The sequence below is a fragment of the Clostridium ihumii AP5 genome (genome assembly GCF_000612845.1).
Classification (GTDB): Bacteria; Bacillota; Clostridia; order Clostridiales; family Clostridiaceae; genus Clostridium_J; species Clostridium_J ihumii.
Window position 1 is genome coordinate 72,038 of record NZ_CCAT010000044.1, and the last position, 11,408, is coordinate 83,445.

Below are 11,408 nucleotides of genomic sequence, written 5' to 3' on the forward strand. Positions count from 1 at the left end.
ATAAAAGGTGATATTATGAGTAGAATTAGGGTTTTTACAGGTCATTTTGGTAGTGGAAAGACAGAAATAGCAATAAATTATGCTATAAATTTAGCTAAAGAGGGAAACAAAGTTGCAATAGTCGATTTAGATATTGTAAACCCTTATTTCTGTGTAAGAGATTTAAAAAAGGAATTAGAAGAAAAATATAATATAAGAGTTATATCTTCCAATCCAGAATATGTAAATGCTGAACTGATGGTTGTTCCAGCAGAAGTCATGGCTGTATTTAATGACAAGAGCTATGAAGTAGTTTTTGATGTTGGTGGAGATGATGTAGGTGCAATTGGGCTTGGACAATACAATAAGTATTTTAATGAAGAACCATATGATATGTACTTTGTAATAAACACAACAAGACCATTTACAGCAGATGATGAAGGCATAAAAGAATATATAGGAGCAATACAAAGGTCATCAAGACTTAAAGTTACACACTTAATATCAAACACAAATTTATCATATGAAACAACAAAAGAACATATATTAAAAGGTGATAGGGAAGTAGAAAAAGTTAGTAAAGAATTAAATTTACCACATCCATATACTGTTTGTAGAAAAGATATGGTAAGTGAAGTTGAAAACTTAACTTCAGGGGAATTATTTCCTATAGATATATTTATGTTACCACCTTGGAGAAAAGGTGAATATGAAAAATAATATATAATTATAAAAAATTGTTTCAAAAGTTTAAACAAGAAATAACACATATAATTTGAATTAGAATCATATAACATTATGAGATAAAGGACAGAACTCTAAAGCGAAAAATGCTAGAGTTCTGTTTTATAATGCTAGATTATTTCTAGAAAAATAGTATAAATAAAAGAGTTTATAAAATTTAATAGCTTGTACAGAATATGAATAGATGGAAAAGTCTAATTTAATAGAATTATTAGAATTTTGTTAATAAACTGAATTGACAACGTATTCATTAAAGGAGTAAAATTAAGGTGCAAGCATAATAGAAAAAAATGTATACTATTTAAAAAAATAGGGGATTTGTAAAAATGCCCTTTAGGGGTATTTATGCATGTTAAATGTTAGTAGTATACAAAATGAACTTTTAAAATTACTGCAACATTATAAGGAGGGATAGTTATGGCTAAGGTTAGTTTTAGAGAAGAAAGATGCAAGGGATGCGGAAATTGTATAGTTGTATGTCCTAAAAATATAATTACTTTTTCACAAGAATTAAATGTAAAAGGATATCACCCAGCTATTGTTACTGAAGAGAAACAAGCTGAATGTATTGGATGTGCATCTTGTGCAAAAATGTGTCCAGATCTTGTAATAACAGTTGAAAAATAAAGGGGGGTCAATTTCATGGCAGAAAAAATATTAATGAAGGGTAATGAAGCTATTGGTGAAGCTGCCATCAAAGCTGGATGTAAATGCTTTTTTGGATACCCAATAACACCACAAACAGAAATATCAGCATATCTTTCAAGAAAAATGCCTAAAATAGGCAGAGTTTTCTTACAAGCAGAAAGTGAAGTTGCAGCTATAAATATGGTTTATGGAGCAGCTGGAACTGGAGTAAGATGTATGACATCTTCAAGTTCACCTGGAATAAGCTTAAAAGCAGAAGGAATATCATATATAGCAGGTGCAGAATTACCATGCGTAGTTATAAACATAGTTAGAGGAGGCCCTGGTCTTGGAAGTATCCAACCAGCTCAATCAGATTATTTCCAAGCTACAAAAGGTGGAGCACATGGAGATTTTAATATGCCTGTATTCGCACCATCATCTATTCAAGAGATGGTTGATTTAATACAAGATGCTTTTGATGTTGCAGATTTATATAGAACTCCTGTAATGGTTATGGGAGATGGTATGCTTGGCCAAATGATGGAACCAGTTGAATTTAAAGAAAGAGAAGAAAGAGAGCTTCCAGATAAATCTTCTTGGGCAGCAAATGGATTAAATGGAAGAAAGAAACACAATGTTATAAATTCTCTTTACTTAAAACCAGAAATATTAGAAGAACATAACAAACACTTACAAGAAAAATTTAAAACAATAAAAGAAAATGAAGTTAGATATGAATTATTTAATTGTGATAGAGAAAATGATTTAGTTTTAGTTGCTTATGGAACAACATCAAGAATATGCAAAAATGTTGTTAAAATGGCAGAAAACGAAGGAATTAAATTAGGATTAATAAGACCTATAACATTATGGCCATTCCCAAAAGCAGCTTTTGATAAAACTGTTAATGGAACTAAACATGGTTACTTATCAGTTGAATTAAGCTGTGGACAAATGGTTGAAGATGTTAGATTATCTGTTGAAGGTAAAAAACCAGTAGACTTCTATGGTAGAAGTGGTGGTATGGTACCAACACCAGAAGAAATACTAGATAAAGTAAAAGAAATCGTAGGAGGTGCTAAGTAATGGCTATAGTATTTGAACCAACAAAAGCATTATTAGATGTTCCTACACACTATTGTCCAGGATGTACTCATGGAATTATTCATAGATTAGTAGGAGAAGTTTTAGACGAATTAAATGTTGTTGATAAAACAATAGGAGTTGCTCCTGTTGGATGTTCAGTTTTAGCATATGATTATTTTGCATGTGATATGTTTGAAGCTGCACACGGTAGAGCACCAGCTGTTGCTACTGGAATAAAAAGATCAAATCCAGATAAAGTTGTTTTCACATATCAAGGAGATGGAGACCTTGCAGCTATTGGTACAGCAGAAATAGTACATGCTGCAACTAGAGGAGAAAACATTGTAACTATATTCGTTAATAACTGTATTTATGGTATGACTGGTGGACAAATGGCACCAACTACATTACCAGGACAAGTTACAGAAACAACTCCATATGGTAGAGATGTAAAACTTCAAGGACACCCAGTTAGAGTATCAGAAATGATATCTACATTAAGTGGTGCTTGCTACGTAGAAAGAGTTTCTGTTGATAGTGTACCAAATGTTAATAAAGCTAAAAAAGCTATAAAGAAAGCATTTGAGAATGCTATAGCAGGAAAAGGATTCTCATTAGTTGAAGTTTTATCAATATGCCCAACTAACTGGGGATTAGCTCCAAAAGAATCTATGGAATGGCTAAGAAACAATATGATGCCATACTATACTTTAGGAGTTAAGAAAGATATTACAGGGGAGGTGGAATAATTATGGCATCACAAGATATAATCTTTGCAGGATTCGGTGGACAAGGTATTTTATCAATGGGTAAATTCTTAGCTTACGCTGGAATGGATGCTAATATGAATGTTTCATGGTTACCATCTTATGGTCCAGAAATGAGAGGGGGAACTGCTAACTGTTCAGTAATAGTTAGTGATGATCCAGTAGGCTCTCCAATAGTTACAAGACCAGAAACACTTATAGTTATGAATAGACCATCATTAGATAAATTTGAGAATGATTTAGCTAAAGGTGGATTATTAATAATGGATAGTGACCTTGTAGATAGAGATACTGTAAGAGATGATATAGAAGTAATAAAAATTCCAGCTCAAACAGAAGCTGCAAAAGTTAGCAGTAGTAAAATTGCAAACATGGTTCTTTTAGGAGCATTAGTTGCTAAAACAAACATAGTTACTATGGATGAAATATTAGCATCATTAAAAGCTCATGGTAAAGAAAAATTCTATGAAGCTAACAAAAAAGCATTAGAAGTTGGAGCTTCATACGTTAAATAAATGAAGGTTTAAATAAAATGAGAACTTTAAAATAGGATTTTTCTATTTTAAAGTTCTCATTTTTTATTAAAGACTGTTCACCTTTCACTATTACTTCTTAATTGGTTCCAAATATAAAAAGAGAAATAAATTATAACGCTACTAATGTCATTTGATAAAAACATTACTTTAAGTTTGAGCTTGGAACCCTATACATGTTTTAAACATAATTTATAGTTGAATATTTTGTAAAATATTTATTAAAAAGGATTAAAATGTTATATAACAAATTATAATATTAGATGTGAGGTAAAGTGGCATATAAATGATTAAATTTGGAGGGGAATTTTATGGATAAGAATAAAATTAATGATTTAAAAATCTCAGGAAGTGGAGAAGTTGGTGGGGGACAGTATAAAGATGTAGTTATAAGTGGATCAGGAAAAATTAATGGCAATATAGAATGTGATAACTTTAAGATAAGTGGAAGTGGAAAAGTAGATGGAACTATAAATTGTAAAGATAACTTTTCTATAAGTGGAAGTGGAAAAATAATTGGTGGAATAGTATGTGATAATATTTCATTAAGTGGAAGTTCAAAAATTGAAGGTGATATACAAGCTAGAAGTGGACATATAAGCGGAAGTTCTAAGATCGATGGAAGTATAACTGCTGAGGAATTTAAAGTTAGTGGTGGAGCAAAAATAGCAAACAATCTTTGTATAGATACTTTATATATATCAGGGGGAAGTGCTGTTGGTGGCAAAATTGAAGGTAAAGAATTAAAAATATCTGGCGGAGTTGAAGTAGAAAATAGTATAGAAGTAGAGAAATTTAAAGCAAGTGGTGTTTTTAGAGTAAATGGAATGTTAAATGCAGATTCTGTTAGTATTCAAATGGACGGTAGATGTGAAGCAAAAGAAATCGGTGCAAGTGTAATAGAAGTTAAAGATATATATGAAAAATCAATAATAAAAGGTTTATTAAGTGCTTTTATAAAATTAGCAGAAAGAAAACTTGTAGTAGATGTTATAGAAGCCGATGAAATTTACTTAGAAAATACAGAGGCAAAAGTTGTTAGAGGAAATAAAGTTGTTATAGGACCTAACTGCAATATAGAGCTACTAGAATATAGTGGTAAATTAGAGAAAAATGAAAATAGCATTATAAAAAATAGCAATAAAATAAATAAATAATTAATTAATAGGAGGGCAACCTCCTATTTTTGTATAGGAAATTTAACTTCTTCAACAAAATAAATATTCACACTTATGTTGAATATGAAGATAAATTTTATTTGTTGAAACTTTAGGGAGAATTTTAATAAAGAATAATATGCTAAATTTAGCTAATAATAAAAACAGGAAATATTAAGGTTAATGTCAAATAATAAAAGTAGAATTAACATTAATAAATAAAAAATAGGGGGTACTAGTCTATGGAAGAAACTAAGTCACTAAAAAGTATTACAGCAAAAGAGAGTGAAAAAATTGTTGGTGGGACTTTTAACAAAGTTGTCATAAGAGGAAAAAATATAATAGAAAAAGATATTAAGTGTAAAAGTTTTTTAGTGGATGGCGTTTGTAAACTAAAGGGGAATTTAGAAGCTAAAAGCATAGTAATTAAAGGACAAATGAGCATAGATAAAAGTGTGAGTGGAAAAAACGTTAGATTTGGCGGAATTGTTAATGTTAAAGAAAATTGTAATATAGAAGATTTAATAATTAGTGGTAAAGCTCTATTAGAAAAAGATATTATATGTAAGGAATTAAATATAGCTGGTTCAGCAAGCATAGATGGAAATGTTGAGAGCAGTTACATGTATGTATCAGGTGTTAGTTATTTAAAAGGAAATTTAAACGTTGATAAACTTGCACTAAGTGGTGGAATAATTGCAGAAAAATCAATAAAGGGTAGTAACATAAATATAACATTAGGTACAGAATCTAAAATAAACAATTTAAAAGGAAAAAATATAACAATAAAAAATCCAGAGAATACTGCAAAGCTTTTTTCTAAAATGTTGAAAAAATTAGTTAAAAATAAAGTTCAGTTGTCTTGTAAAAAAATAGAGGGAGATAAAATTTATTTAGAAAACACTACAGCCGATTTAGTCAGAGGAAATGTAGTTATAATTGGAGAAGGATGTAACATAAAAAAAGTAGAATACATAGAAGAACTTAAAGTTATTGAAAATGGAAAAGTTATAAAGAATATAAAGGTAGATTAAGATTATATAAATTAAAATTAGTGCGTAATTTTAAAGTGGTACAAATTAATAAAAATTGTGCTACTTTTTTTATTAGTAGTATAAAATCCTTCGTTTATTGTAGATTACAAACATTTATATTATAATATAAGTTATGTATTTATATTTTAGTATAGAATAAATTCTAGAGTATTGTAATTTATTTGTTACTAATTAAACTGAAGATTAAATTACATTAATAATATAAAAATATATTCATTTAATATAGGGATTTTATTTAAAGTTCATATATATGAATATATTTAATTTATGTTATCCAAATTTTTCATAGAATAAATTGTGAGAGTGCTTTGAAAAATATAATAAATGAATAAGAATATAAAGAGGAGAGGTTTCTTATTATGAGTAGAATATTTGGTACTGATGGAGTTAGAGGAATAGCTAACAGTGAGTTAACTGTTGAACTTGCATATAAGTTAGGAAAAGCAGGTGCATATGTATTAACAAATACATTACATAGACCTAAAATATTAGTTGGTATGGACACAAGAATTTCAGGAGATATGCTTGAAAGTGCATTAGTAGCTGGAATATTATCTAGTGGTGCAGAAGCTATATGTGTGGGAGTAGTTCCAACACCAGCAGTAGCGTATTTAACTAGAAAATATGGAGCAGATGCAGGAGTTGTTATATCAGCATCACATAATCCAGTTGAGTACAATGGAATAAAATTCTTTAATAAAGATGGATTTAAATTAAGTGATGAATTAGAAGATAATATACAAGCATTAATAGAAAAGAATTTTGAAGGAATAGAAGTTGTTACAGGCGAAAAGTTAGGTAAAAAAGTAGTTGTTGATAATGCAACACAAGACTATGTTGATTTTGCGGTATCAACTGTAAAGGGCGATTTAAAAGGATTAAAGATAGCTATAGATTGTGCAAATGGAGCATCATATAAAACTTCAGAATTAGCACTAAAGAAATTAGGTGCTGAAGTACTAGCTATAAATAATATACCAGATGGATGTAACATAAATAAAAATTGTGGATCAACTCATCCAGAAGGACTTATGAAATTTGTAGTAGAAAATAAATGTGATTTAGGACTTGCTTTTGATGGTGATGCAGATAGATGCTTAGCTGTAGATGAAAATGGAAAGTTAATAAACGGAGATTTCATGATGGTTATAGCAGCTAAACACTTAAAAGCTCAAGGGAAATTACATAAAGACACTGTAGTTGTTACAGTTATGAGTAATTTAGGTCTTGATATAGCATTAAAAGAAGATAATATAAAAACTGTTAAAACTAAAGTTGGAGATAGATATGTTTTAGAAGAAATGAAAAAAGAAGGATATAGCATAGGTGGAGAGCAATCAGGACACGTTATATTCCTTGACTATAATACAACTGGTGATGGACTTGTTTCAGGACTTCAATTAGCAGCAACAGTTAAAGAAAGTGGAAAAACAGTAAGTGAACTTGCATCAGCAATGACAGAACTTCCACAAGTATTAGTTAATGCAAAGGTTCCAAATTCAATGAAAAACATTCATAATGAAGATGAAGAAATAAAAGTTGAAATTTCAAAAATGGAAAAGAAACTTGAAGGTGAAGGTCGTGTGTTAATAAGACCATCAGGTACAGAACCACTAGTTAGAGTAATGCTAGAGGGAAAAAATCAAAATGAATTAGATGAAATGGCACATGCTTTAGCTAAATTAATAGAACAAAAAGCAAATTAATATAAAAAAACCTTGCAGTAGTTTGCAAGGTTTTTTATATTGCAAGAAAATCTAAGATTTATGAATTTACAGCAACATATGATTACTATTTGTTACAAATTAGATGTTATTATAGGAAAACAAGTTGAAACTTTAAGTTATTTATGTTTCAGTTGAGAAAGTGCTATACAAAATTAACAATTAACGATGAACAATTAACAATGAATGATAAAACTGATGTCTCAGTTTTTAAAAATCAAATTTTATAATAATTTGCAGAGCAAATTAGTGAAAAACAATATAAAAACGTAGTTTTTAAGTATTTCTAGTTTAAAATATTAGGAACAAAGTGAGTAATATTTACCATAACTATTAACTTTTCACTCTTACTTTTTACTTGGTTCTCAACATGATATCATAATAAACTGTAATATCGTTAGTATCATTTGATAAATATATTATTTTTGATCCGAGCTTGGAACCTTATATTAGAAAATGACAAAGTTTACAAAGGGTTATATTAGAAAAATAGAAGAGGTGTGTTAGAAGTTATAGGAGATGAGAAAAGTTTAATAAATTTTCTTATATTGTTTTATTAAGAATTAAATAAATGATATAATGTGTACAATTAATGAGTTATCCACAAAGTTATGCACATTATATATAAAATAGTATGCATTAATGCTTTAATAATTAAAAGTATTAATATTATAAAATAATATTAATACAGAATATTTATAAATATAAGATATAAATAAAAATATAACAATTACTCTAAAAAACTTTATGGTAAAAAATAACATTGACCATTATATTGACGTTGAATATAATAAATTGAGGTTTAGTTATGTTAAATAAGCCTAATTAAAGCGCCAGGACTTATTTTTTTATAAATTTTTTTTATCATGACATACTTGGAAGTGTTTACGATAAGGTATGTTTTAAATGAAATTATAAATAATCTAAGTTGACGAGGATGGGGAGAATCGAATCTTCGGCGGGTGCCCCACGGTATCGCACTACCGTTAAAGATTGGTAAAAGCAAGAAGTGATTTTTGTGACAACATCAATCAGGTGTTAAAACCTTTTTTATATAGGTAGTTTTTTTGTTATTTTTCATGTTTTGTGTAAATAATAAATCTAAACACCTATGAGATTAATAATATTAGATATAATTGGAGGAAGAAAATTATGTGCGGAATAGTAGGTTATTTTGGAAATCGAGAAGCAGCACCATTATTAGTTCAAGGACTAAGTAAGTTAGAGTATAGAGGATATGACTCAGCAGGTGTGGCTATAATAGAAAATGGAGATATAAAAGTTACTAAATGTAAAGGTAGACTTAAAAATCTTGAAAATAAATTAGAGGAGAATCCTATACACGGATTAGTTGGTATAGGTCATACAAGATGGGCAACACATGGACAGCCATCAGATGTAAATTCTCATCCACATTCAAATAAAACAGAAACAATAAGCGTTGTTCACAACGGAATTATAGAAAACTACTTAGAACTAAGAGAGTGGTTAACTAGTGAAGGATACGAGTTTAAATCTCAAACAGATACAGAGGTAATACCAAACTTAGTAGATTACTTCTATGAAGGAGATTTATTAAAAGCTGTTATAAAAGCTACTGAAAAAATGGAAGGAAGTTATGCTATAGGAGTTATAGCTAAAAATGAACCAGATAAGTTAGTAGCAGTAAGAAAAGACAGCCCACTTATAGTTGGACTTGGAAAAGAAGAAAGCTTTGTAGCTTCTGATATACCAGCAGTATTAGCTGAAACTAGAGATGTTTATTTATTAAATGATAAAGAGTTTGTTATTTTAACAAAAGAAGGCGTTAAAATAGTAGATGCTAATGAAACTGAAATTAAAAAGGACATATATAAAGTAACTTGGGATGCAGATGCAGCTGAAAAAGGTGGATTTGAACATTTCATGTTAAAAGAAATACACGAACAGCCAAAAGCTGTAAAAGATACTATGGCTTCAAGAATAGCTGTAGGTCAGCCAATAAAATTAGATGATATAAATATAACAAAAGAGCAAATACAAAAATTAAATAAAGTTTATATAGTTGCTTGCGGAACAGCATATTATGCTGGAGTAGTAGGAAAGTATGCTATAGAAAAATTAGCAAGAATACCAGTAGAAGTTGATATAGCTTCTGAATTTAAATATAGAGATCCAATCATTGATGAAAACTCATTAATGATAATAGTAAGCCAATCAGGAGAAACAGCAGATACATTATCAGCATTAAGACTTGCAAAAGAAAAAGGTGCTAGAGTAATAGCTGTTACAAATGTAGTTGGAAGTACAGCTTCAAGAGAAGCAGATGATATATTATACACATTAGCAGGACCAGAAATAGCTGTTGCATCAACAAAAGCTTATTTAACTCAATTAACTGCAATGTATATAATCGCATTATTCTTTGCTGAGCAAAAAGGAACTGTATCTACTGAGAAACTAGAAGAAATAAAAACAGAAATGTTAAACCTTCCAGATAAAGTTGAAACAGCATTAAGCTGCAAAGAAGAAGTTAAGGCATTAGCAGAAGCTACTAAAAATGAAAAAGACATGTTCTTCTTAGGTAGAGGAGTAGACTATGCAGTAGCATTAGAAGGTGCTTTAAAATTAAAAGAAATATCTTATATTCATGCTGAAGCTTATGCAGCTGGAGAATTAAAACATGGTCCAATAGCATTAATAGAAGATGGAACAGTTGTAATAGCATTAGGAACTCAAGAAGAGTTATTTGATAAAATGGTAAGCAACGTGCAAGAAGTTGTTTCAAGAGGAGCTAAAGTTTATGCTGTAGCTCAAATGGGACACGAAGAAGTTAAGAAAACAGCAGACAGCGTAGTATATGTACCAAAAGTAATGGACTTATTAGCTCCAATCGTAGCAGTAATTCCACTACAACTATTCTCATACTACATGGCAATAGCAAAAGGCTGTGACGTTGACAAACCAAGAAACTTAGCAAAATCAGTAACAGTTGAATAATATTAAATCATATATAAAACTGACTAAGATAAATTTTAGTTTATCTTAGTCAGTTTTTTTATATAGTATTCAACTAATTTGAATTGTAAATTTAATGAAAAATCATTAAATAAACTGGAAATCTAGTTTTAATATTTACTTTCAAGTACACTAACTATATAGGGTTCCAAGTTCATCTTCATAATTATTAGTTCCCAAAATTGGATACCCTTAAGAGTGAGACTAGCTCTGAATAATTTTAAAGTGAGTATTACTTTTGAAAGCAATATATTTACAGCTAAAAAAATAGTTTTGAATTCGAGCTTGTTTCCCTATAACTTTAAACTGAAACAGCAATAACTTAACTTTTAACTTTGAAAATATATAAATAATGATGAAGAAATTTAAAACGCTAATCTGTAAAAATTTCAAAGAAACTCTAAATATCTTTTTCTTTAATTTTATGACTACCCACTGAAGCGACGTCATGTCTGGTGCAGTGGCTAATCCGTCCTTGGATTAGGTCCTAAAAATTAAATAAAAATCCATAAGATTTTCTAATTCAATTTTTAATGAATAGCTTATTTAAATTCTTCAACAATATAAGATTAAAAGTGATAAAATAATTCAAAATATTTACAAAAATGCGATTTTAAAGTAGTATATAGATAATAATAAGTTTTTAATTATGGCAGCGAGGACATTTAATTTTAGTTTTGTTCATTGTTCTTCTCTTCTTTTCTATGAGGATAATTGTTTTTAATCAAACTTATTG

The 11,408-nt window shown here is 29.2% G+C and carries 9 protein-coding genes; all 9 read left to right on the forward strand.

Annotated elements, in window-relative coordinates; translation table 11 throughout:
* The first annotated feature begins 15 nt into the window (after positions 1 to 15).
* The gene (locus BN346_RS07700) at positions 16 to 699 is read left to right on the forward strand and encodes a nucleotide-binding protein (RefSeq protein ID WP_040327617.1); all 684 of its coding nucleotides are present in this window, start codon (positions 16 to 18) and stop codon (positions 697 to 699) included.
* A 441-nt stretch (positions 700 to 1,140) separates the two neighbouring features.
* Positions 1,141 to 1,350, forward strand: coding sequence for a 4Fe-4S binding protein (locus BN346_RS07705; protein WP_040327618.1), 210 nt, complete (start codon positions 1,141 to 1,143; stop codon positions 1,348 to 1,350).
* Between the two features lie 15 nt (positions 1,351 to 1,365).
* Positions 1,366 to 2,439, forward strand: a complete 1,074-nt coding sequence (locus BN346_RS07710) for a 3-methyl-2-oxobutanoate dehydrogenase subunit VorB (protein ID WP_040327619.1) — start codon at positions 1,366 to 1,368, stop codon at positions 2,437 to 2,439.
* Positions 2,439 to 3,188 carry a thiamine pyrophosphate-dependent enzyme gene (locus BN346_RS07715; protein ID WP_040327620.1) on the forward strand — a complete coding sequence of 250 codons (750 nt, stop codon included), beginning with the start codon at positions 2,439 to 2,441 and terminating at the stop codon, positions 3,186 to 3,188. The genes BN346_RS07710 and BN346_RS07715 overlap by 1 nt, the downstream gene beginning before the upstream one ends.
* Before the next feature lie 2 nt (positions 3,189 to 3,190).
* Complete coding sequence (locus BN346_RS07720; RefSeq protein ID WP_040327622.1) at positions 3,191 to 3,721, forward strand: 2-oxoacid:acceptor oxidoreductase family protein; 531 nt, start codon at positions 3,191 to 3,193, stop codon at positions 3,719 to 3,721.
* Between the two features lie 329 nt (positions 3,722 to 4,050).
* Positions 4,051 to 4,896, forward strand: coding sequence for a polymer-forming cytoskeletal protein (locus tag BN346_RS07725; protein WP_040327625.1), 846 nt, complete (start codon positions 4,051 to 4,053; stop codon positions 4,894 to 4,896).
* Positions 4,897 to 5,138: 242 nt separating this feature from the next.
* On the forward strand, positions 5,139 to 5,930 hold the full coding sequence (locus BN346_RS20475) for a polymer-forming cytoskeletal protein (protein WP_051540156.1): 792 nt from the start codon (positions 5,139 to 5,141) through the stop codon (positions 5,928 to 5,930).
* A gap of 380 nt (positions 5,931 to 6,310) precedes the next feature.
* Positions 6,311 to 7,657, forward strand: coding sequence for a phosphoglucosamine mutase (glmM, locus tag BN346_RS07735; RefSeq protein WP_040327627.1), 1,347 nt, complete (start codon positions 6,311 to 6,313; stop codon positions 7,655 to 7,657).
* 1,170 nt (positions 7,658 to 8,827) lie between these two features.
* Positions 8,828 to 10,654, forward strand: a complete 1,827-nt coding sequence (glmS, locus tag BN346_RS07740; RefSeq protein WP_040327628.1) for a glutamine--fructose-6-phosphate transaminase (isomerizing) — start codon at positions 8,828 to 8,830, stop codon at positions 10,652 to 10,654.
* The last annotated feature ends 754 nt before the right edge of the window (positions 10,655 to 11,408 follow it).

What these genes read in the sequence shown, in the direction of transcription:
- glmM (WP_040327627.1), top strand. Translation starts at nt 6,311, where the DNA reads ATGAGTAGAATATTTGGTACTGATGGAGTTAGAGGAATAGCTAACAGT.
- BN346_RS07720 (WP_040327622.1), top strand. Translation starts at nt 3,191, where the DNA reads ATGGCATCACAAGATATAATCTTTGCAGGATTCGGTGGACAAGGTATT.
- BN346_RS07700 (WP_040327617.1), top strand. Translation starts at nt 16, where the DNA reads ATGAGTAGAATTAGGGTTTTTACAGGTCATTTTGGTAGTGGAAAGACA.
- BN346_RS07705 (WP_040327618.1), top strand. Translation starts at nt 1,141, where the DNA reads ATGGCTAAGGTTAGTTTTAGAGAAGAAAGATGCAAGGGATGCGGAAAT.
- glmS (WP_040327628.1), top strand. Translation starts at nt 8,828, where the DNA reads ATGTGCGGAATAGTAGGTTATTTTGGAAATCGAGAAGCAGCACCATTA.
- BN346_RS20475 (WP_051540156.1), top strand. Translation starts at nt 5,139, where the DNA reads ATGGAAGAAACTAAGTCACTAAAAAGTATTACAGCAAAAGAGAGTGAA.
- BN346_RS07715 (WP_040327620.1), top strand. Translation starts at nt 2,439, where the DNA reads ATGGCTATAGTATTTGAACCAACAAAAGCATTATTAGATGTTCCTACA.
- BN346_RS07710 (WP_040327619.1), top strand. Translation starts at nt 1,366, where the DNA reads ATGGCAGAAAAAATATTAATGAAGGGTAATGAAGCTATTGGTGAAGCT.
- BN346_RS07725 (WP_040327625.1), top strand. Translation starts at nt 4,051, where the DNA reads ATGGATAAGAATAAAATTAATGATTTAAAAATCTCAGGAAGTGGAGAA.